The sequence below is a fragment of the Streptomyces sp. UW30 genome, assembly GCF_008042075.1.
GTDB lineage: Bacteria > Actinomycetota > Actinomycetes > Streptomycetales > Streptomycetaceae > Streptomyces.
Genome location: NZ_RDBN01000037.1, coordinates 2,228,938 through 2,250,561 on the forward strand (window position 1 = coordinate 2,228,938; position 21,624 = coordinate 2,250,561).

Sequence of the window (21,624 nt, forward strand, 5' to 3'; positions counted from 1 at the left end):
GCGTAAGAAAGCAAATGAAAAGAAGCGCCCTTTAGTTGGGGTTTTCGTTGAACGCTTCCGGTGATGCCTCCCGTACTTCCTGTGAGAAATGAGAGCCAGGGGTTCAGCGAGGGATGGCCATGGTCAAGGCGCGCGTCTCCACAGTCGAGTTGGTCGCCGGGAGGTACCGGCTCGTCGATGTCGTCCAGCGCGAGACGAACCGCGTCGGCTACTACGGCGAGGACCTGGAGACCGAACGTCCGTGCCTCCTCACCCAGATCGGGCTTCCCGACGACCCGAGCCCGGACGACCGGCGCCGGGCCACCTCGCGCATCCTGCGCACCTCGGAGCGGATAGGGCTGCTGCGCCCGGGCCGGGTGGCCGCCGTGCTGGACGTCGTCGAGGAGTCCGGCAGCCTGTGGATCGTCACCGAGTGGATCGACGGCACACCGCTCGGGGAACTCCTGGCCCAGCAGGGCACGTTCAACTATGTGCGGGCCGCGCGCATCGGCCTCGAACTGCTCGATGTGCTGGAGGCCGCGCATGTCGCGGGCATCACGCACGGCGAGCTGAGCCCGGGCCAGGTGTTCGTGGGCGCCGACGGGTCCGTGGTGGTCACCGGCTTCGGCCTGGCCGGCGCGACCCTCGCGCCCCGGGTCGCCGCTCCGTCGTACGCCTCGCCGGAGCAGGCCCGCGACGAGCGGATCGGGCCGGCGTCCGACCTGTGGGCGCTGGGCGCGATCCTCTACACGATGGTCGAGGGACGTCCGCCGTATCGCGAACGGGACCGGCCCGAGGCCACGTTGAAGGGAGTCGACCGGCTCCCGCTGCGTGCCCCGGTGCGTGCCGGGCCGCTCACCCAGGCCGTGCAGGGCCTGCTGCGCAAGGACTCCCGGGAGCGGCTGAGCAGACCGGTGGTCCGCGAGGCGTTCGACCGCGCCCTCAACGAGGATCCCGAGGCGGGCGCCCCGGCGGCGGGGCGCCCCCGGATACGCGGTCGATGCGCCGTCGGACCGACCTGGGGCAGACGCGCCATGGTCGTCGGCACCGCGCTGGCCGTGGTCACCGTCGCGGCCGCCGTCCTCGTGGTGACCAACGGCAGGCAGGACGACACGGACTCCTCGGCGGCGGGTACGACGCCCGGTCCGTCCGCCTCCGCCGGCGCGCCGACCTCCCAGTCCCCCACGGGCACGCCGAGCACGTCCCCCACTCAGGAGGAGACAGGGACGGGGACGGGGACGGCCCGAGGGCTGGCAGCCGCTGGCCACCAAGCGCGCCTCGGACGTGGCGTACCGCGTCTTGTTCAGCGCCGACGGCGATGAGCGCGGGCTGGCGGTCACCTACAGCGAGGCGCTGGGGCCGGATCCCGTCGCCGTCTGGCGCGACGACGTCCAGCCCCAACTGGAGGAGAGCGGCGGTTTCCAGCGGATCGGTGACATCGAGACGACCACGTACCAGGGCTACGAGGCCGCCGACATGGAGTGGGTCTCGGAGACGGACGGCACCCGCCTGCATACCTTCGGCCGCGGCTTCGTCATCGACGACCACCATGGCTACTCGCTGCGCTGGATCACCCCGGAGGACGACTGGAACGACCCCGAGAACCAGGAGGCGCTGGACGTCTTCCTGCGGACCTTCCGGGTTCCCGGGGACTGATCAGGCCGACGCTCGGGGCGCGCGCATCGCCCGCAGCGGCAGCCCGTGCAGCGGGTCCGTGCGCCAACGGGCCGTGAACGTACGGTCCTTGAGCGAGCAGCTCACGTCCAGATGGTGCGGTGTCTCCAGGAAGGCGACGTCCACGACGAGGGTGCCGGCGTCGGTCCAGCCGCCGCTGACGGCGGTGGGCACCGGCTCCTCCGTGACGGTCCATCCGGCCTGACCGAGCCGCACCTGAAGGGGGTGACCGTCCTCGGTGAGCGTCAGGGTCCAGCCGTCCGCGCCGGGCGTGAGGTCGATCGCCGTCAGCTTCGGCAGCGGCCCGCAGACCCCGCCGTCCGGCGTGAACGCGGGCCCGGACCAGGCCTCGGCCCCCTCGGGCGGCGCGGGCTCACCGGCGGCGGCAGTCAGCGCCAGGCCGGCCAGCCGTTCCGCCAGGGCCGTGTCCGCCGCCTCGCCGCCCGTGCGGGGCGCGGGCCCGAACGCGGGCAGCAGATGCTCCCAGACCAGGTTCAGCAGGGTCTGCATGTCCCAGGTGTCCGCCGTGGTCGCGATCACGGCGTCGTGTTCGGGCAGCACGATGCAGAACTGACCGAACGCGCCGTCACCGCGATAGCCGTGCCGGGACATCCAGAACTTGAAGCCGTAGCCCCGCTGCCAGTCGTCCCCGGGCATCGCGCCGGCGTTCGGGATCTGGGTGCGCGTGGCCTCGTCCACCCACCACTCGGGCAGCAGCCGCTCGCCCTCCCAGACACCGCCGCGCAGATACAGCTGGCCGAGCCGGGCTATCGCGTCGGTGGTGGCGTGCAGTCCGCTGAAGCCGAGCTCCCGGCCGCTGCGGTCACGCAGCCACGCGACCTCTCCGATGCCGAGCGGATCCAGCAGGCGCGGCCGCAGGTACTCGGTCAGCGACTGGCCGCTCGTGCGCTGCACGATGGCGGAGAGCGTGAAGGTGGCGGGCTGGTTGTACGCGAAGACCGTGCCCGGGTCACGGGGCGGGGGCACCAGGAGGAAGCCGCGCACGAGGTCCTCGCGGTCGCGTTCCCGCGCCTCGAAGACGGTGTCCGCCTCGTGCCCGCTGGCCATGGACGCCACGTGCCGCACGAGCATCGCGCGGCTGCGCGGATCGGTGATGTCGGACTCGAACTCGGGGAAGTACGAGATCACCGGGTCGTCGAGCCGTATCAGCCCCTCGGCGGCGGCGATCCCGGCGGCGGTCGCGGTGAAGCTCTTGCTGATCGAGTAGAGCAACTGCGGGCGTTCGGCGGTGTACGGCGCCCACCAGCCGGAGGCGACCAGATGGCCGTGCCGCAGGATCATCAGGCTGTGCGGCTCGATCGTGGGGGCGGCGTCGAGGGCGTCGAGGAAGGCGAGGACACCGGCGGCGTCGACGCCCTGGGCGGCGGGGGTGCTCGAAGGCAGCGCACGGGCAGACATACGTGCATCCTCCCCCGACACTCCGGCGTGGACAGGGACCTGCACGAACCTCGCCCCCACACGCGCCCCGTCCGTCCCGTTTTCCACGCGCCTGTCCGGGGAGGCGAGGGCTGGTCGCCCGTGGCTGTGCGCCGCGAGATGCCGCACCGCGCGGGCGCCGTGCGCGGGTGTCATAAGCTGCCGGTCGGCACTTTTGCCGTCCCAGCAGCTTGTACAGGAGAGTCATCCGTGACACTGGCGTTCGTCCCACCCGAGACGTCCTCCGCACCCCAGGCCCCGCTGTCCGACCTCGTCGCGCGCGACGCGCGTGAGTTCGGGGTCTACGTGCGGACCGGCGGGTGGGCCTTCGGTCTGATGGTGGCCCGCAGCGTGCGGCCCGGCGGTCAAGGCGCCGACGAGACGCCGAAGGTGTCCGCGAAGGAGTTCGCCGAGCTCGCCGGGTGCTCCCCCGAGCGCGTCATGCGCTACTACAAGGCCTGGGACCGGGCCGCCGACGACGGTCTCGTCCCGCAGTTCGAGGCCCTCGCGCCGGGCCAGGAGGTGGAGCTGCCGGACTCGGACGTGTGGCTCAGCTACTACGTCTCCCGCAACAGCGCCACCTCCGAGCGCGGCACCGCCATCACCGAGGCCGCCGAGGCCGAGGGCATCCGCCCGACGAAGGCCCTGGAGGTCGCCGAGAACCCCACCGCGCTGCGCGCCGCGATCCTCGCCGACCCCTCCACCGCCCGCGCGGCCCGCCAGGCGCTGCTCGACCGGGTCCGCGAAGACCCGGATCTGCAGGCCGAGTTGGCGCGGGACGTCGTACGCACCGACGACCTCAAGAAGGCCGTCGCCACCGAGAGCCGGTCGGCCGACCGGATCGACTACGTCCGCCAGATCGCCGAGTCCGGCCAGATCAAGACGCCGGCCGGGCAGACCGTCGACGCGCCCGTGGACCTGCGCCAGGAGGCCGAACGGCATCTGTCGCTCATCGACGAGCTGGAGGAGGACGAGGACACCGGTGAGTGGGCCACCGAGGCCTACGGCGCCATGAAGTCCCTCGTCGTCGAGGCCGTTGAGGCCGACCCCGAGCTGCGGGTGCAGGAGCGGCGGACCAAGTTCTACAGCAGCCTGCAGAGGGCGACGAAGGTCTTCGAGGAGCTGACCTTCGACGATGTGCAGGAGTTCGTCGAGGACGACATGGTCCAGCAGTTGGAGGAGCTCCAGCAGGCCATCGCCACGGCCATCGCGGCTCTGCGCGGGACGCGGGAAGGCGCGGCGCGACAGGAGTAGCCGCGCTCCCTCCACCGACGCGCCGCCGCTCACTCTGTGTGGCGGCGGCGTGTCCACAGAGGCAGCACGAACCAGCACACCACGTACCAGAGGACCACGCCCGCGACCAGCCAGGGCACAAAGTCGTCATCCATGGCGACCCGCAGGACCAGCAGCAGCGCCGACGCCATCGTGGCCAGCAGCAGGACCAGGCCGACGGAGGTCAGCCGGGAGGCCCACTCCACGGCCTGCGGTTTGATGCGCCGCCCCGACACCATGCGGTGCAGGGACACAGGACCGATCAGGGCGCCGGTGGCGGTGGCGCCCAGGACGACCGTCACGATGTAGATGGTCTGTTCCGTGTCGCCGAGGGTGTCGTACTTGGTGGTGAAGACGACGGTGAGCAGGAAGCCGAACAGGATCTGGACACCCGTCTGGGCCACCCGGACCTCCTGGATGAGTTCGAGCCACCTGCGGTCGGCCCGCTCCTCCTCCGTCTCGTCGCGCCCTGTCCGCTTTTCCTGGTCCATCATGCGGTCCGGGTAACCACGGCGCGAAACCCTCAAACGGTGCGGGTCCGGGAGCGACGGGCTCGCTGCCCCCGGAGCCGTACCGCGTCTACCAGCGGTTTTCCACCTGTTCCTTGATCCGCCGAGCATAGAGGTCCTGGATCGCGGCGAGCGTCTCGTCGGTCAGATCCGGCAGCGCGGCGGCGTCCGCGTTGGCGCGGGCCTGCTCGGGCGAGCGGGCGCCCGGGATGACGGTGGTCACACCCGGCTGCTGGATGATCCAGCGCAGCGCCAGCTGGGCGGGCGTGAAGCCCTCCGGGGCGAGGGCGGCGAACTCGACGGCGGCCTCCACACCGGAGGCGTAGTCGACGCCGGAGAAGGTCTCGCCCTGGTCGAAGGACTCGCCGTGCCGGTTGTAGGTGCGGTGGTCGTTCGCCGGGAAGACGGTGTCCTTGGTGTACTTGCCGGACAGCAGGCCGGAGGCCAGCGGGACGCGCGCGATGATGCCGACGCCCGCCTGCCGCGCGGCGGGCAGCACCTCCAGCAGGGGCTTCATTCGGAACGCGTTGAGGATGATCTGCACACTGGCCACGCCCGGCCGGGCGATGGCGGTCAGCGCCTCGGCGCAGGTCTCCACGCTGACGCCGTAGTGCGCGATGCGCTCCTCCTCGACGAGGGTGTCCAGGGCGTCGAACACCTCGTCCGTCGAGTAGACCGGCGTCGGCGGGCAGTGCAGCTGGACCAGGTCGATGCGGTCCACGCCGAGGTTGCGGCGCGAACGGTCGTTCCAGGTACGGAAGTTGTCGAGGACGTAGTTCTCGGGGATCTGGTCGACGCGGCGGCCCATCTTGGTCGCCACGAAGATGTCGAGCTCCGGCCTGTCGCGCAGGAAGGCGGCGATGGTCTGCTCGCTGCGCCCGTCGCCGTAGACGTCGGCCGTGTCGAAGAAGGTCACCCCCGACTCGACCGCCGCGTCCAGAACCGCAAGGGCTTCCTTGTCGTCCACGTCTCCCCAGTCGGCGCCCAGCTGCCACGTACCGAGACCGACGACGGATGCCCGCTGACCCGACCTACCGATTACACGCTCGTCCATGGCGTCAGTGTGTCATTCGCCGACCGCTTGGGCGGAGCGGGCCCCTCCGCCCAAGCTCCCTGTGAATCGTTCACTCACACGAGTGAATCGACTCGGCGAGCAAGCGGTTACTGTCGGAGCGATCCTAGCTTGGGCCCGTGATCGACGACTTCAGCCGCAGGAACTTCCTGCGCACCGCCGCCGCCCTGGCCGCCGTACCGACCCTCCTCCCGGCCGATCCGGCCGTCGCGGCACAGGAGTTGCCGGACTTCCCGCACGATGTGGCGCTGCACCGCTCGGCGTACCGCAACTGGGTCGGCGAGATCACCGCCGACGGGCTGTGGGCCTGCGCGCCGACCGGCCCGGACCAGGTGGCCGCCGTCGTCAACTGGGCCTGGCGGCACGGCCGGCGGGTCCGCGCCCGGGGTGCCTCGCACGGCTGGTCGCCGCTGACGATCACGCCGGGCACGGCGTCGGACGCGCCGGTCCTCCTCGTCGACACCGCCTCTCATCTCACCGGCCTGTCCCTGGAGTCCCCGTCCTCGGTGCGCGCCGGTACGGGCATCACCCTGGAGTCCCTGCTCACCTTCCTGGAGGAACACGGCCTCGGCGTCACCGCCGCCCCCGCGCCCGGCAACCTCACCCTCGGCGGAGCCCTGGCCATCGACGCGCACGGCACCGCCGTACCGGCGCAGGGCGAGCAGCGGCTGCCCGGCCACACCTACGGCTCGCTGAGCAATCTCGTACTGTCACTAACGGCCGTCGTCTGGGACGAGGCCGGCGGCGCCTATGCGCTGCGGACCTACGACCGCGCCGAGGCGGACTGCGCCGCGCTGCTCACCCACCTCGGCCGCTCCCTGGTCACCGAAGTGGTGCTGCGGGTCGGCGCGAACACCAATCTGCGGTGTGTCAGCCGTACGGACATCCCGGCCCGCGAGCTGTTCGCCGCGCCCGGCACCGCGGGACGCTCCCTGGAGAGCTTCCTGGACCGGACCGGGCGGGTCGAGGCGATCTGGTTCGCCTTCACCGAGCACCCGTGGCTGAAGGTGTGGAGCGTCTCCCCCACCAGGCCGCCGGCCTCGCGGCACGTGACAGCGCCGTACAACTACCCGTTCTCCGACAGCGTGCCGACCCCGGTGGCGGACCTCGTGGGGCGCATCGTGTCGGACGGGGCCTGGTACCTGGCGCCGGTGCTCGGCAACGCGCAGTACGACGCGGCGGCCCTCGGGCTCGTGACCACCCTGTCGGCGGACATCTGGGGGCCGTCCAAGAACACGCTGCTGTATCTGAGGCCGACGACCCTGAGGATCGCCACGAACGGATACGCGGTGGTCACCGGCCGGGACCAAGTGCAGCGTGCCGTCGCCGAGTTCACGGCCTTCTACCGGGAGCGGCTCGCGGCGTACGCCGGCCGGGGCCGGTTCCCGGTCAACGGTTCGGTGGAGATCCGGGTGACCGGCCTCGACGATCCGGCGGACGCGGGCATCGACGGGGCGCGGGCCCCGCTGCTGTCGGCCCTCCGGCCGCGCGGCGAGCGTCCCGAGTGGGACACGGCGTTGTGGCTCAACATCCTGACGCTGCCGGGGACGCCGTACGCGGAGGCGTTCCTGAGCCAGATCGAGCGGTTCCTGCTGCGTACCTTCGACGGTGAGTACGCCATGACCCGCGTCGAGTGGTCGAAGGGCTGGGCCTACACGAAGGACGCCGCGTGGAGCGACGGCGAGGTGCTCGGCGCGGTCGTGCCCGGCGCCTTCGGGGAGGACGTGTGGGGCGAGGCCTCCGGGACCTTGGACCGGCTCGATCCGCACGGGGTGTTCGGCAACGCCTTCCTCGACCGGTTGATCCGGTGAGCCGCGGCTACTTACGGGACGCCCTGGCGTGCACGGTGCGCGCCACCTTCGGGCCGAGCCAGCGCTTGAGGCGGCGCAGCGTTTCCAGTTGCCCGGCCGCCCTGTCGATCCGGTAGTACAGCTGGGGCGGCACGTAGGGCAGCAGGGGTGAGTGGCGCTGGCCGAGCAGGGCGAACATCTGCTGCGGGGGCAGGTGGATGTAGCGGGGCAGGTTCTCGTACCACAGGGCGCTGTGGCGGGCGGCGCTCTGGAGGGGCAACAGGGCCTGTCGGCGCTCCCGTTCGTAGCGGGCGAGGGCATCCGGGAGGGCGGGCCGCTCATGGAGGGCGTCCGCGAGAGCGATGGCGTCCTCCAGGGCGAGGGTCGTCCCGGCGCCGATGGAGTAGTGGGTGGTGTGGGCGGCGTCACCGATCAGGACGAGGTTGCCGCGGTGCCAGGTGCGGTTGGTGAGGGTGCGGAAGTTCAGCCATTGCGTGCTGCCGTCGGCGGACGGGCGGTCGATGAGGGGGTGGCCGTCGAGGGCCCCGGCGAAGAGCTTCTCCAGCAGGGCCAGTCCGTCGGCGTCGGGCGCGGTGTCGAGGCCGAGGCCCGTCCAGGTCTCGGGGGCACACTCGACGACGCAGGTGCCGGCGTCGGGTCCGAAGCCGTAGCCGTAGCACCAGATCCAGCCGTGGTCGGTCTCGACGAAGGCGAAGGTGAAGGCGTCGAAGGCCTTGCTGGTGCCGAGCCAGATGTAGCGGTTGCGGCCGGTCTCGACCCGCGTGCCGAAGTGGTCGGCATGCCGGGTGCGCAGGGTGCTGTGCACACCGTCTCCCGCGACGACCAGGTCGGCGGTGGGCAGGTCGTCCGGGGCGATGGCGTGCCCGAACTCCAGGCGCACGCCCAGCGAGCGGGCGCGTTCGGCGAGGATCTCCAGCAGCCGGTGGCGGCCGATGCCGTGCCCCTCGTCGCCGGGCCGACGGGTCGTCAGGTCCCGTACGTGGGCCACGCCCGCGCTCCAGCGGACCGAGCTCGCCTCGATGGCGTGTGCCGTCACGGGGTCGTGGGCGTGCAGTTTGTCGAGCAGCCCGCGCCAGTACGTGACGCCCCAGCCGTAGGTGATGCCCTCCGGGTTGCGTTCGTGGACGGTGATGTCGTGGGACGGGTCCCGCAGCTTCAGCAGGATCGAGAGATACAGGCCGGCAGGCCCGCCGCCGACGCAGGCGACCTTCACACATGCCCCCAGACATTGCTAATCCGGTCATTTTGGACCGCAGGGTAGCAGGAGTCGGGCGCCGTCCCGCGACACTCCGGATCGCGCCAGTTTCAGCGGGTGAGACACACCACTGACGCCGCCCCTCCCCGCGAAGGACTGTCGGGAACACGACACCCAGGGGAAGGAATTCCCCATTCCGGGTATGTATCGGTACCCCTCATGACAAGATCATCTTCGTTCAACTCTGCACGACATGTGGCCACTTGTCCGGATCGAAGCCAACCGCTGCCGACCGATTTCTCCCGCTCTCGTCAAGCCCGATAGGCATATGCGGAGTCAGCAACCGAACGAACCATCGAACCAACCCAGGAGGTCCGCATGCCGGAACTCAGTCGTCGCCGTGCGCTCACCGCCGCGGCCGCCCTCGCCACCGCCGCCGGCGTCACGACGGTCACCGCCCTGACCGCGTCCGCCTCGGAGGACCCGGGACACCCGCAGCACGCGGGACACCCGGGGCATCCGGAGCGCTCTGAGCACTCCGGCCACGACCAGCACGCCCCGGCGTCCTTCGACGAGGTCTACAAGGGCCGCCGGATACAGGGCCGGCCGGCCTCGGGCGGCGCCCACCAGCATCACGGCGGCGGTTACGCCGTGTTCGTCGACGACGTCGAGCTCCATGTGATGCGCAACGCCGACGGCAGCTGGATCAGCGTCGTCAGCCACTACGACCCGGTGCCCACCCCGCGGGCCGTCGCCCGCGCCGCCGTGGACGAGCTCCAGGGCGCCGCACTCCTGCCCTTCCCCGCCAACTGAACCGCCCTACCCGCACTTTGGAGCACCAGCGACCATGACCGTCCGCAAGAACCAGGCCAGCCTGACCKCCGACGAGAAGCGCCGATTCGTCGCCGCCCTCCTGGAGTTGAAGCGCAGCGGCCGCTACGACGCGTTCGTCACGACCCACAACGCCTTCATCGTCGGCGACACCGACAACGGTGAGCGCACCGGCCACCGTTCACCGTCGTTCCTGCCCTGGCATCGCAGATTCCTGCTCGAATTCGAGCGCGCGTTGCAGGAGGTGGACGCCTCGGTCGCGCTGCCGTACTGGGACTGGAGCACCGACCGGTCCATACGGTCCTCGCTGTGGGCGCCCGACTTCCTGGGCGGCACCGGGCGCAGCCGCGACGGACAGGTGACGGACGGGCCGTTCGCGGCGTCGGCCGGCAACTGGCCGATCAACGTGCGCGTCGACGGCCGTACGTTCCTGCGCCGCTCGCTCGGCACCGGCGTGCGGGAGTTGCCGACGCCGGCCGAGGTGGAGTCCGTGCTCGCCATGCCGACGTACGACATGGCGCCCTGGAACAGTGGGTCGGACGGCTTCCGCAACCACCTCGAAGGCTGGCGCGGCGTCAATCTGCACAACCGGGTGCATGTGTGGGTCGGCGGGCAGATGGCGACCGGTGCGTCGCCCAACGACCCGGTGTTCTGGCTGCACCACGCCTACATCGACAAGCTGTGGGCGGACTGGCAGCGGCGCCACCCCGGCTCCGGCTATCTGCCGGCCGCCGGGACGCCGAACGTGATCGACCTGGGCGACACGATGAAGCCGTGGAACGACGTGCGCCCCGCCGACCTGCTGGACCACACCGCGCACTACACCTTCGACGCGGCCTGAGCCTCGCCGGGCCCGGCGCTCACGCCTCGGCGGTGCGGCACTCCGGGTGGCCCCAGCCCTGGGCGTTCTTGGCGATCGGCTCGCCCGCCGCATAGCTGCGGCCGCACAGGCACCGGCCGGGGAACTTGGCCTTGATGGTGCGCGCGGAGCTTCCGTTCTTCCGGGAGGCAGTGGCCTTGCGGCCCGGCGCCTTGGCTTTCGGGGTGTCCGGGGAGGGCGGCGGCTGCGGTGAGCCGAGCTCGCTGCTCGCGGACTCCTGGACCGTGGCGGCCTGGCTCGCGGCGCGGTCGGCGAAGTCGTTCAGCGGGTCGCCGTCGACCTGGTGGGCGGGGACGTAGCGGAACTCGACCTCGCGGCCGTCGAGCAGTTCGTCGATGCGCACGACCAGGTCCTGGTTGGCGACCGGCTTGCCGGCGGCTGTCTTCCAGCCGTTGCGCTTCCAGCCCGGCAGCCACGTGGTGACGGCCTTCATGGCGTACTGCGAGTCCATGCGGATCTCCAGCGGTACGCCGGGGTCGATCGCCGTGAGGAGCCGTTCCAGTGCGGTCAGTTCCGCGACGTTGTTGGTGGCCTTGCCGAGCGGCCCCGCCTCCCAGCGGACCGGGGTCTGACTCTCGTCGGCGACGACCCAGGCCCAGCCCGCCGGCCCCGGGTTTCCCTTGGAAGCCCCGTCGCACGCGGCCACAACACGTTCAAGCATGTGCCCGATCATGCCATGGGCCGGCGGGCCGCCCGGTCGCAGGTGCGGTCGCCGATCAGTCGTGGTCAGCCATCGATCACGAGACGACGGTCGTCGGTGGCATCTCGCCCTCGGTCGTGGTGACGTCGATCACCGAGAAGTTGGCGCCCTGCGGGTCGCTGAGCGCGGCGAACCGGCCGAACGGCGAGGTCATCGGGCCGAAGCGCAGGACGGCGCCCTGCTTGGTGGCCCGGGCCACCGCGTCGTCGCAGTTCTCGACCGTGAAGTAGACGTTGATGTAGGAGGGGACCTCGGGCGGGAACTCGTCCGTCATCCGCATCCGGCCGAGGACCATGTCGTCGCCGATCGAGTAGATCCGGAAGTCGACGGCTTCGTCCTCCATCTGCTGCGCGCCGTATCCGAAGACCGCCGGGAAGAACGTGTCCGGCTTCTCCCGCTCGCGCGTGAAGACCTCGCCCCAGCAGTAGGCGCCCGGCTCCTCCACCGGCGCCTCGAAGCCTTCGTGGGTACCGGCCTGCCAGAGGCCGAAGACGGCGCCGCTGGGCTCGCGGGCCAGGCACATGCTGCCGAACTCGCCGACCGCCATCGGCTCCATCAGGATCTCGCCACCGTTGTCCCGGATCTTGGCCGCGGTGACGTTGACGTCGGAGGTGGCGAGGTAGAGGCACCACTGCGACTGCCCCTCCTGGCCCGGCATGGGCGGGACGACCGCGGCGGCGGCCTTTTCGTTCGCGTAGGCCTGGGTGTAGTTGCCGTACTCCGCCGACTGCTCGCCGAACGTCCAGCCGAGAACATCGCCGTAGAAGTTCTTGGCCCCCTCGATGTCACTGAACATCGCGTCGGCCCAGATCGGGGTTCCTTCAGGTTTCGCGGCCATGGTGCGGCCCTCTCCCGGATCGGTGAGTTGTCCGGATTCTTACGCTAGTCATCGGGCGGTCGGGGCGCGCGCCGAATGCCTGGTTCCGTTCCAGACTGAGGGGGGGGACGGCGACCGGTCGACGGACGGGACTCGGTATGGCGGACGGGACGATGCGCGCGTGGTCGGTGATCGATCCGGGGCCGGTCGAGGCGGGGCCGCTGCGACTGGTCGACAAGCCGGTTCCGGTGCCGGGGGCCGACGAGCTGCTGGTGCGGGTGCGCGCGTGCGGGGTGTGCCGCACCGACCTGCATGTCGCCGAGGGCGATCTGCCGGTGCACCGGGCCGGCGTGACGCCCGGGCACGAGGTCGTCGGGACGGTGGCGGGGTTCGGGGCTGCTGTGAGCGGCTTCGCCGTCGGGGAACGGGTGGGCGTGGCCTGGCTGCGGCGGACCGACGGCACGTGCGGCTACTGCGTGCGCGGGTCGGAGAACCTGTGCCCGGCCTCCTCGTACACGGGCTGGGACGCCGACGGAGGATACGCCGAGTACACGACCGTGCCGGCCGCGTTCGCCTACCGGCTGCCCGGCGCCCTGGACGACGTGCCGCTCGCGCCGCTGCTGTGCGCCGGGATCATCGGCCATCGCGCGCTGCGCCGCTCGGCCCTGCCTCGGGGCGGGCGGCTCGGGCTGTACGGCTTCGGGGGCAGCGCTCATCTGTGCGCGCAGGTGGCGATGGCCGAGGGCGCCACCGTGCACGTCCTCACACGCGGCGCCGACGCCCGGAAACTGGCGCTCGACCTGGGCGCCGCCTCGGCGCGGGACGCGTACGAGATGCCGCCGGAGCCGCTGGACAGCGCGATCCTGTTCGCGCCCGCCGGTGAGCTGGTCCCGGTCGCGCTGCGGGCCCTCGACCGGGGCGGGACGCTCGCGATCGCGGGCATCCACCTCAGCGACATCCCGGTGCTGACGTACGAGAGCGAGCTGTTCTACGAGAAGCAGGTGCGCAGCGTCACCTCCAACACGCGCGAGGACGGCCGTGAGTTTCTGGCGCTCGCCGCCGAGCACTCCGTGCACGCCACGACGCACACGTATCCGCTGTCGCGGGCGGACGAAGCGCTCCGGGACCTCAAGGCGGGCCGGTTCGACGGGGCGGCCGTGCTGGTGAACGACCTGTCCTGAGCCCTGTGCGCCCCGGCGCGGTCGGGGCGGGCGAGCCGGTGCCCGCGCGCCCTGCGCCCGCCCGAAGAGGGCGAACGCGACCGGCGTGAAAGGACGGGCCCGTGCGCCCTCCGCTTCCAGGGAGGGTTTGCACCACCCAGGTGGTGAAACCGCCCCCTTCGCGCCGTACCGGGCAAACCGCCCACGCTGTTTGTCTTGTCCATGCGACGCGTACGGCCCACCAGTGCCACTGGGCCGCCGTCATCGCGCCCAGAGGCTGCCGTCGTCAACGACCACTCCGCTCACTCCTGATCACCCTCCAGGGAGGGATTAAGTGTCCGTACCCGAGAGCGTCACCGGACCCGCCGCCGACGACCCCGCCCCCGACGGACCGCTCACCAGTCTCAGCACCGAGGCCGCGCGCCAGCTCGCGACCACCACCAAGTCCGAACCCCAGATGCAGGCCATCTCCTCGCGGTGGCTGCTGAAGATGCTGCCGTGGGTGGACGTCAAGGGCGGCACCTACCGCGTCAACCGGCGTCTGCAACTGCGCGTCGGCCGCGGCCGGGTGCAGTTCGAGCAGAACGGCGCCGACGACATCAAGGTCATCCCCCAGACGCTCACCGAACTGCCGGTCCTGCGGGGGTACGGCGACATGGACGTCCTGAAGGAGGTCGCGACCCGGTTCCGGGTGCGCGAGGTCCGGGCCGGCCAGGTGCTCGKCGAGGCCGGGCAGCCGGTCCAGGAGGCTTACCTCGTCGTGCACGGCCGCTTCACGCGCTTCGCCGAGGGCAAGTACGGCGAGGAGGAGATCCTCGGCGTCGTCACCGACGGCGACCAGATCGGCGACGAGGCCATCGGCCAGCCCGACCCGCTCTGGCTGAGCTCGGTGCGCGCCGAGACCTCCGGCGTGCTGATGGTGCTGCCCTGGACGGTGGTGCAGGAGTTCTCCGAGCGGGCACCGTCCCTCGCCGAGCACCTGTCGGCCTACGCCGAGCGCCAGCAGCTGCCCATAAACCGCAAGGGCGAGGCCGACGTCCCCGTGCAGGCGGGCCATGTCGGCGAGCCGACCATCGGTGGTGGCTTCGTCGACTACGATCTCGCGCCGCGCGAGTACGAGTTGTCCCTCACCCAGACCGTGCTGCGGGTGCACACGAGGGTCGCCGACCTCTTCAACAACCCGATGAACCAGACCGAGCAGCAACTGAGGCTGACCATCGAGGAGATCCGCGAGCGCCAGGAGTGGGAGCTGGTCAACAACCGGGACTTCGGGCTGCTGCACAGCGCCGACTACGGGCAGCGCATCAGCACCTTCACCGGGCCGCCGACCCCGGACGACATGGACGAGCTGCTGTCGATGCGCCGCAAGACCAAGCTGCTCATCGCCCACCCGAAGGCGATCGCGGCCTTCTTCCGGCAGTGCAACCGGCGCGGCCTGGTGCCCGGTACGGCGAATGTCGACGGGCACGAGATCCCCGCCTGGCGCGGCGTCCCGATCTTCCCGTGCAACAAGATCCCGGTCAGCCCGCAGCACACCAGCAGCATCATCGCGCTGCGCACCGGCGAGGGCGACCAAGGGGCCATCGGGCTGTACCAGACCGGGATCCCCGAGGAGCACCAACCGGGGCTGAACGTGCGGTTCATGGGCATCGACGCCAACTCGATCATCCGCTACCTCGTCACCGCCTACTACTCGATGGCGATCCTCGTCCCCGACGCGGTCGGGATCCTCGAGAACGCCCAGATCGGCCGGACCCCTGAGTGACCGCCTGGAGAACCCGATGAGTACGACCGCCTCCTCGCCGCCCCTGCCCGGGCCGCCCAACCTTGCCCGGACCATCCGGATCCGGCGCGGCGGCGCGATCCCGGGGCTGCGCTACCGGCAGGTGGGCCCCGCCGACCCGGAGAAGGTCGACGAGGTCGACCGCAGGCTGGAGGACTGGGCCCGCCGTCTCGACCTGTTCCCGCCGGCCTGGTCGGGGGACTTCTCCGGCTTCCAGTTCGGCCGGGCCGTGGTGCTCCAGCATCCGGCCGGCGCCGACCTGGACCGGCTGACGGCGGCCGGGAAGCTGCTGCTGGCCGAGAACATCGTCGACAGTTGCTACTGCGAGGAGGACGAGGGCAGGGGCGCGACGCGCAGCGGCCTCGGCGGGCGGCTGATCATGGCCCAGTCGGCTCTGGATCCGTTCCATGCCACGCCCGAGTTCCAGGAGCAATGGGCGCACGGCATGCAGGGGGACGGTCCGCTGCGCTCGTACAACTGGGCGCTCAAGGACTACTCGGCCCTCGCCACACCGAGCCAGACCGACCGGCTCGTGCACGACCTCGCCCGGCTGCACCTGGGCTACCTCGCCGAGGCGGCCTGGAGTCAGACGCGGTACGTCCCCCATGTGTGGGAGTACCTGGTGATGCGACAGTTCAACAACTTCCGGCCCTGTCTGTCGATCGTCGACGCCATCGACGGCTACGAACTGCCCGAGGCGGTGTACGCCCGCCCCGAGATCCAGCGCGTCACCGCGCTCGCCTGCAACGCCACCACGATCGTCAACGACCTGTACTCCTTCACCAAGGAACTGGCCAGCGACCCCACCCATCTGAACCTGCCGCAGGTCATCGCCGCCAACGAGCGCTGCGGTCTCAAGGCCGCCTATCTGAAGGCGGTCGAGATCCACAACCAGATCATGGAGGCGTTCGAGGACGAGTCGGCCCTGCTCGCCGCCACCTCACCGCTCGTCGAGCGCTACGCCCGGAGCCTGTCCGACTGGGTCGCCGGGAACCACGAGTGGCACTCCACCAACACCCACCGATACCACCTGCCCAACTACTGGTAGAGCGCGATCGAATGACAGAGCGTCACACGCACCAACGCGAGGAGTCCCCGTTGACCATCGCCCCCGAAGCCGGCACCAAGGCAGCATCGGTGCCGACCCAGTCCACGTACCAGACCCGCGTCGCGGACTACTGGAACGCCGAGGAGAACCCGGTCAACCTCGAACTGGGAAAGCTCGACGACCTGTACCACCACCACTACGGCATCGGGGACGCCGACCGCTCCGTGCTCGACGAACCCGATCCCGGGCTGCGCAATGAGCGCATCACCACCGAACTGCACCGGCTGGAGCACGCCCAGGCCGAACTCCTCGCCGGGCGCCTGGGCCCCCTGTCCCCCGCCGACCGCGTCTTCGACGCCGGCTGCGGGCGCGGCGGCGGCAGTGTCGTGGCCAATCTGCGCTACGGCTGCCACGCCGACGGCGTCACCATCTCCGAGAAGCAGGCCGAGTTCGCGAACGCGCAGGCCCGCAAGCGGGGCATCGACGGCCGGGTGCGCTACCACCACCGCAACATGCTGGACACGGGGCTGGCCACCGGGGCGTACGCGGCCTCCTGGAACAACGAGTCCACCATGTACGTCGAGCTCGACCTGCTGTTCGCCGAGCACGCCCGGCTGCTGCGCCGCGGCGGCCGCTACGTGGTGATCACCGGCTGCTACAACGACACCTACGGGCGCGCCTCGCGCGAGGTCTMCCTCATCAACGCCCACTACATCTGCGACATCCATCCACGCTCGGCGTACTTCCGCGCGATGGCCCGCAACCGCCTCGTCCCGGTCCATGTGCAGGACCTGACGGAGGCGACCATCCCCTACTGGGAGTTGCGCCGCGAGGCCGATCACCTGGTGACCGGGATCGAGGACACGTTCCTGAACGCGTACCGCAACGGCAGCTTCCAGTACCTGCTGATCGCGGCGGACCGCATCTGACAGATCGTCAGGCAGGCGTCGGCCATGGGCATTTCGTGGCCGACGCGTGTCTTCCCCCTTGCGCCGGGCCGTGCTTGCCTGGGGAACCGTTTTCGGTGTCCGGGGCGGGAGTCGCCGTATGCGCAAGCCGTGGATCGTGGGGCTCCTGCTGGCCGCCGTGCTGCTCGGCGCGTGCGGGGATCCGGCGTCGGAGCCGGAGGACGCGCCGCCTCCGGCGGTGCCGAGGGCGTCGGTGACCACCCAACAGCGGGCGCCGGCCTCGGCCTCACCGAGCACCAACCCGGCGAAACCGCCCACCGTGCTGTATCTGGGCGACTCGCTCGCGATGGAGGCGCAGCGGGTGCTCGGCCAGGAGCTGCGCCGCGAGCTGCGGGCGACGTACACGAGCGCCCCCTACTCGGGCACCACCCTCTGCGACTACCTGGAGGGCACGGGCAAGCGATCCCTCGTCCCGGACGCGGACAAGGCGGCCGCCCTGGTGCGCCGGCTGCGGCCGGACTTCGTGGTGCTGCAGTTCTGGGGGAACGCCTGGGGTTACACGCCGTGCATGGACGGGATCACTTACGACGCCTCCCGGACCGAGTACGCCGAGCGGTACGAGGCGGACGCGAAAAGGCTCACCGAGCAGATCGCCGCTGCCGGCGAGACGCGGATCGTCTGGGTGCTCCAGGGTCCTGACCCGATCACGCCGGAGCGGGTCAGGCTCGTGAACTCGCTGTACGAGCTGCGTGCCGGTGCCTCGGGCGGCCTGCTCGCCGACGCGGGCAGGACGGTGAGCGCGGCCGSGGCCCGCTACTCCTGGGTCCAGTACCTGCCGTGCACGGCCTACGAGCACGCACACGACACGTACTGCACCCAGCCGGGCCGCGGCCGGACGGCCCTGCACCGCGACGACGACTACCTGCACTTCTGTCTGGCGCCCACGACCTCGCCCCCGAAGCCGTGCCCGGTCCGCTCGCCCGGGATCCTGCGGATCGCCCGGGAGATCACACGGGTGATCCGCGAGAGCCGGTAGGGCGGGTCTCACTCCCCGGCGTGGGCCTTCTCCAGGGCGGCGATGTCGAACTTCTGCATCGCCATGAACGCCTTGGTCACGCGGGCCGCCTTCACCGGGTCCGGGTCGGTGACCATCGCGTCGAGACGGTCCGGGACGACCTGCCAGGACAGGCCGAACCTGTCCTTGAGCCAGCCGCAGGGGCCGGGCTCGCCGCCGTTCTCGATGAGCTTGGCCCAGTAGTAGTCGATCTCCTCCTGGTTCTCGCAGAAGATCATGAAGGAGGTCGCCTCGGTGAACTTGAACTGGGGGCCGCCGTTGAGACCGAGGAACTTGTGGCCGTTGGCCGTGAACTCGACGGTCATCACGCTGCCGGCGGGCTGCATCGCTCCCTCGGGGTAGCGCGCCACCTTGCCGACGCTGGAGTTCTTGAAGATCGAGACGTAGAAGTGGGCGGCCTCCTCGGCCTGGCCGTCGAACCAGAGACACGTGGTGAAACCGTCGGTTGCCATGAGTACCTCCTGGAGCGTGGATCCGCTGTCATGTGTGTCGACCGGTCCGCGCCGCGAAACTCATCGGCCGGAGCGCCGCCAAATCCAGGTGGCCGATACACCCACACGAACTAGCATCCCGGCATGACGTCTTCGCCCATGGACAGCGTCCGGCCCTTCCGCCTCGACATCCCGCAGAGCGACCTCGACGACCTCCACGACCGCCTCGACCGCACCCGCTGGCCCGACGAGATCCCGGGTGCGGGATGGGCGTACGGCGTGCCGACCGACTATCTGCGCGACCTCGTACGGCATTGGCGGCACACCTACGACTGGCGGGCGGCCGAGGCCCGGCTGAACGAGTGGCCGCAGTTCATGACCACGATCGACGGGGCGAACGTGCACTTCGCCCACGTCCGCTCGCCCGAGCCGGACGCCACGCCGCTGATCATCACGCACGGTTGGCCGGGGTCGATCGTGGAGTTCCTCGACGTGGTGGGCCCGCTGGCCGATCCGGCCGCGCACGGGGGCGATCCGGCGGACGCCTTCCATGTCGTGGTCCCGAGCATCCCGGGGTTCGGGCTGTCCGGGCCGACGACCGAGCCCGGCTGGGAGGCGGGCCGGGTCGCCGACGCGTGGGCGGAGCTGATGCACCGGCTCGGCTACGAGCGGTTCGGCGCACAGGGCGGCGACTGGGGCGCGGCGATCTCCCGTGAGCTGGGCCGGGCGCATTCCGAGCGCGTCATCGGCGTCCATCTCAATCTGCTGCCGGGCGCCCAGGCGGCCACCGAGCCGACCTCGCAGGAGCTCGACGCGCTGAGCCCCGAGGAGCAGGAGCGGGCGCTCACCTCGTGGCGCCGGTGGGCGGCCTGGTCGCGGGACGGGATCGGCTACTACCACCAGCAGGCCACCCGGCCGCAGACCCTGGCGTACGGGCTCTCCGACTCGCCGGTGGGTCAACTCGCCTGGATCGTCGAGAAGTTCAGGGAGTGGACGGACTCCAAGGAACTGCCGGAGGAGGCGATCGACCGGGACCGGATGCTCACCAACGTGATGCTGTACTGGCTGACCGGGACCGCCGGTTCGTCCGCCCGCATCTACTACGAGCGTGCCCACCCGCGGCGCCGGGTGGCGAAGCCCTCCGAGCCGTCCTCCGCCCCGACCGCGCTCGCCCTCTTCCCCGCCGAACCGCAGATCCCGCTCCGGCACAAGGCGGAGCGCACCGAGAACCTGGTGCGCTGGACGGAGTTCGACCGGGGCGGGCACTTCGCGGCGATGGAGGAGCCCGATCTCGTCGTGGGAGACGTGCGGGCGTTCTTCCGTCAGCTGCGGGAGGGCTCTGCCGTCAGCTGATCTGCCGAGGGCAGAGAATCCGGCCATCGGCGTCGTCCGAGGTCAACAGTGGAGTCGACGGCATCCCCACCACCACGAGGAGAACCGATGACTCCACATCCGACGCTCGCGCCCCGTGCCGAGGAGGACGACGCCCCGCCGACCCGGTTCGACGACCATCTCGCCGCCCAACTGCTCGGACAGCGCATCGTGTTCCTCGGCACGGAGGTCACCGAGGCCTCCGCGAACCGGATCTGCGCGCAGCTGCTCCTGCTGTCGGCGGAGGACCCGCGCACCGACATCAGCCTGTACATCAACAGCCCGGGCGGGTCGGTGCACGCGGGCCTCGCCATCTACGACACGATGCGGCTGATCCCGAACGACGTCTCCACGCTCGCCATGGGATTCGCGGCCAGCATGGGCCAGTTCCTGCTCAGCGTCGGCACCGCGGGCAAGCGGTACACGCTGCCGAACGCGCGGATCATGATGCACCAGCCGTCCGCCGGGATCGGCGGCACGACCGCGGACATCGAGATCCAGGCGGAGAACCTGGACTTCACCAAGAGGACCATCGAGCGGCTCACCGCCGAGCACACCGGCCAGACCCCGGAGACCATCTCCCGGGACGGCGACCGCGACCGCTGGTTCACGGCCGAACAGGCCACGGAGTACGGCTTGGTGGACCGGGTCGTGGAGTCCCTCGCGGACGTCCGCCCGGCCGCCTCGAAGCGACGGATGGGGCTGTGACATGGGCAACTACACGATTCCGTACGTCGTCGAGCGGACCGCGCACGGCGAGCGTTCCTCCGATGTCTTCAGCCGGCTGCTGTCGGAGCGGATCATCTTCCTCGGCACCGAGATCGACGACGGCGTCGCCAATGTCGTGATCGCACAGCTGCTGCATCTGGAGTCGTCGGCGCCGGAGAACGAGATCGCGATCTACATCAACTCCCCCGGCGGCTCGTTCACTTCGCTCATGGCGATCTACGACACCATGACGTATGTGCAGGCGCCGATCTCCACGTTCTGCGTGGGGCAGGCCGCGTCCACGGCCGCCGTGCTGCTGGCCGGCGGGGATCCGGGGCGGCGGTTCGTGCTGGAGCACGCGCGCGTGCTGCTCGGGCAGCCCGCCACCGGGGGCAGCCGGGGCATGGTGTCCGACCTCGCTCTCCAGGCCAAGGAGATGATCCGGATCCGCTCGCAGGTCGAGGAGGTGCTGGCGCGGCACACCCGGCACGACATCTCGACCCTGCGGGCGGACATGGACCGCGACAAGGTCTTCACCGCGCCGGAGGCCGTCGCGTACGGGCTGGCCGACGAGGTGGTGAGCCGGCGCCTCGTGCGGGTCTGAGGCGCCGGCACATCCGTCATGCCGCCAGGCACAGCCCGTCGTACGACGAACCCGTCCTGGCGCGGCTGCCACCCGGGACCCGGCGGCCGGTGACCCGGACGAGCTCGCCCTGCGCCAGCGACAGCAGGTCGCCGAGACCGAGCCCCAGGGCGTGGGCCGCGGCCGCGAGAACCTCCGAGGAGGCCTCCTTGCGGCCGCGCTCCACCTCCGACAGATACGGCATGGAGATCCGGCCGACGAGGCAGATCATCAGCACCGTGAGGGCCAGCGCGACCGCCATGTGCACGGAGTGCTGCCAGGCCCGCATCCGGGCCGGTGAACGCCGTGCCATCACGAATGCGGCCGCCAGCAACAGCACC

Annotated in this window: 20 protein-coding genes and 1 pseudogene; 13 read left to right on the top strand and 8 right to left on the bottom strand. The window is 70.8% G+C overall.

The annotated features are described in order from the left end of the window. The first annotated feature begins 113 nt into the window (after positions 1 to 113). Positions 114 to 1,635: pseudogene (locus EAO75_RS28910) on the top strand (serine/threonine protein kinase). On the opposite strand, the gene EAO75_RS28915 reads toward EAO75_RS28910, so the two are convergent. Further along, entirely contained in the window at positions 1,636 to 3,072 is a 1,437-nt protein-coding gene (locus EAO75_RS28915; RefSeq protein ID WP_147997916.1) for a serine hydrolase domain-containing protein, read from the bottom strand. It abuts the pseudogene before it with no gap. A gap of 228 nt (positions 3,073 to 3,300) precedes the next feature. Between EAO75_RS28915 and EAO75_RS28920 the strand changes: the two genes are divergently transcribed. After that, complete coding sequence (locus EAO75_RS28920) at positions 3,301 to 4,344, top strand: hypothetical protein (RefSeq protein WP_147997917.1); 1,044 nt, start codon at positions 3,301 to 3,303, stop codon at positions 4,342 to 4,344. A 29-nt stretch (positions 4,345 to 4,373) separates the two neighbouring features. On the opposite strand, the gene EAO75_RS28925 is transcribed toward EAO75_RS28920, so the two are convergent. Together EAO75_RS28925 and EAO75_RS28930 are read right to left on the bottom strand one after the other, a co-directional pair. Beyond that, on the bottom strand, positions 4,374 to 4,856 hold the full coding sequence (locus tag EAO75_RS28925) for a DUF6328 family protein (protein ID WP_147997918.1): 483 nt from the start codon (positions 4,854 to 4,856) through the stop codon (positions 4,374 to 4,376). Between the two features lie 85 nt (positions 4,857 to 4,941). Further along, positions 4,942 to 5,925: an aldo/keto reductase gene (locus EAO75_RS28930; protein WP_147997919.1), complete on the bottom strand. Its 984-nt coding sequence runs from the start codon at positions 5,923 to 5,925 to the stop codon at positions 4,942 to 4,944. Positions 5,926 to 6,062: 137 nt separating this feature from the next. Between EAO75_RS28930 and EAO75_RS28935 the strand changes: the two genes are divergently transcribed. Further along, positions 6,063 to 7,754, top strand: coding sequence for a cholesterol oxidase substrate-binding domain-containing protein (locus EAO75_RS28935; RefSeq protein WP_147997920.1), 1,692 nt, complete (start codon positions 6,063 to 6,065; stop codon positions 7,752 to 7,754). Positions 7,755 to 7,761: 7 nt separating this feature from the next. On the opposite strand, the gene EAO75_RS28940 is transcribed toward EAO75_RS28935, so the two are convergent. Continuing rightward, positions 7,762 to 8,967 (bottom strand): FAD-dependent monooxygenase, encoded by a 1,206-nt coding sequence (locus EAO75_RS28940; protein ID WP_147997921.1) that lies wholly within the window; start codon positions 8,965 to 8,967, stop codon positions 7,762 to 7,764. A 360-nt stretch (positions 8,968 to 9,327) separates the two neighbouring features. On the opposite strand from EAO75_RS28940, the gene melC1 reads away from it, so the two are divergent. Both melC1 and melC2 read left to right on the top strand, forming a co-directional pair. Then, a complete protein-coding gene (melC1, locus tag EAO75_RS28945) occupies positions 9,328 to 9,762 on the top strand; it encodes an apotyrosinase chaperone MelC1 (RefSeq protein WP_147997922.1) in 435 nt (144 codons plus the stop codon). Between the two features lie 34 nt (positions 9,763 to 9,796). Then, positions 9,797 to 10,621, top strand: a complete 825-nt coding sequence (melC2, locus tag EAO75_RS28950; protein WP_147997923.1) for a tyrosinase MelC2 — start codon at positions 9,797 to 9,799, stop codon at positions 10,619 to 10,621. Between the two features lie 19 nt (positions 10,622 to 10,640). Here melC2 and EAO75_RS28955 read toward each other — a convergent pair whose 3' ends face one another. Together EAO75_RS28955 and EAO75_RS28960 are read right to left on the bottom strand one after the other, a co-directional pair. Next, the gene (locus EAO75_RS28955) at positions 10,641 to 11,333 is read right to left on the bottom strand and encodes a ribonuclease H (RefSeq protein ID WP_147997924.1); all 693 of its coding nucleotides are present in this window, start codon (positions 11,331 to 11,333) and stop codon (positions 10,641 to 10,643) included. A 64-nt stretch (positions 11,334 to 11,397) separates the two neighbouring features. Next, on the bottom strand, positions 11,398 to 12,198 hold the full coding sequence (locus EAO75_RS28960) for a VOC family protein (RefSeq protein ID WP_147997925.1): 801 nt from the start codon (positions 12,196 to 12,198) through the stop codon (positions 11,398 to 11,400). 152 nt (positions 12,199 to 12,350) lie between these two features. On the opposite strand from EAO75_RS28960, the gene EAO75_RS28965 reads away from it, so the two are divergent. From EAO75_RS28965 to EAO75_RS28985, 5 genes are all read left to right on the top strand, one after another. After that, positions 12,351 to 13,358, top strand: a complete 1,008-nt coding sequence (locus tag EAO75_RS28965) for a zinc-binding alcohol dehydrogenase family protein (protein WP_187284619.1) — start codon at positions 12,351 to 12,353, stop codon at positions 13,356 to 13,358. 313 nt (positions 13,359 to 13,671) lie between these two features. Continuing rightward, positions 13,672 to 15,102: a family 2B encapsulin nanocompartment shell protein gene (locus EAO75_RS28970; protein WP_147997927.1), complete on the top strand. Its 1,431-nt coding sequence runs from the start codon at positions 13,672 to 13,674 to the stop codon at positions 15,100 to 15,102. Between the two features lie 16 nt (positions 15,103 to 15,118). Further along, positions 15,119 to 16,168, top strand: coding sequence for a family 2 encapsulin nanocompartment cargo protein terpene cyclase (locus EAO75_RS28975; RefSeq protein WP_147997928.1), 1,050 nt, complete (start codon positions 15,119 to 15,121; stop codon positions 16,166 to 16,168). 50 nt (positions 16,169 to 16,218) lie between these two features. Then, positions 16,219 to 17,097: a geranyl diphosphate 2-C-methyltransferase gene (locus EAO75_RS28980; RefSeq protein WP_147997929.1), complete on the top strand. Its 879-nt coding sequence runs from the start codon at positions 16,219 to 16,221 to the stop codon at positions 17,095 to 17,097. Between the two features lie 118 nt (positions 17,098 to 17,215). Further along, positions 17,216 to 18,112: an SGNH hydrolase domain-containing protein gene (locus EAO75_RS28985; protein WP_147997930.1), complete on the top strand. Its 897-nt coding sequence runs from the start codon at positions 17,216 to 17,218 to the stop codon at positions 18,110 to 18,112. Between the two features lie 8 nt (positions 18,113 to 18,120). On the opposite strand, the gene EAO75_RS28990 is transcribed toward EAO75_RS28985, so the two are convergent. Beyond that, complete coding sequence (locus EAO75_RS28990; RefSeq protein WP_147997931.1) at positions 18,121 to 18,603, bottom strand: VOC family protein; 483 nt, start codon at positions 18,601 to 18,603, stop codon at positions 18,121 to 18,123. 123 nt (positions 18,604 to 18,726) lie between these two features. Between EAO75_RS28990 and EAO75_RS28995 the strand changes: the two genes are divergently transcribed. From EAO75_RS28995 to EAO75_RS29005, 3 genes are all read left to right on the top strand, one after another. Then, on the top strand, positions 18,727 to 19,935 hold the full coding sequence (locus EAO75_RS28995) for an epoxide hydrolase family protein (protein WP_147997932.1): 1,209 nt from the start codon (positions 18,727 to 18,729) through the stop codon (positions 19,933 to 19,935). Positions 19,936 to 20,022: 87 nt separating this feature from the next. Then, positions 20,023 to 20,661 carry a ClpP family protease gene (locus EAO75_RS29000; protein ID WP_147997933.1) on the top strand — a complete coding sequence of 213 codons (639 nt, stop codon included), beginning with the start codon at positions 20,023 to 20,025 and terminating at the stop codon, positions 20,659 to 20,661. Position 20,662: 1 nt separating this feature from the next. Then, positions 20,663 to 21,265: a ClpP family protease gene (locus tag EAO75_RS29005; protein WP_147997934.1), complete on the top strand. Its 603-nt coding sequence runs from the start codon at positions 20,663 to 20,665 to the stop codon at positions 21,263 to 21,265. A 16-nt stretch (positions 21,266 to 21,281) separates the two neighbouring features. Here the strand turns inward: EAO75_RS29005 and EAO75_RS47690 are convergent, their stop codons facing one another. After that, on the bottom strand, positions 21,282 to 21,623 hold the full coding sequence (locus tag EAO75_RS47690) for a transcriptional regulator (protein ID WP_261989439.1): 342 nt from the start codon (positions 21,621 to 21,623) through the stop codon (positions 21,282 to 21,284). Between the last annotated feature and the right edge of the window lies 1 nt (position 21,624).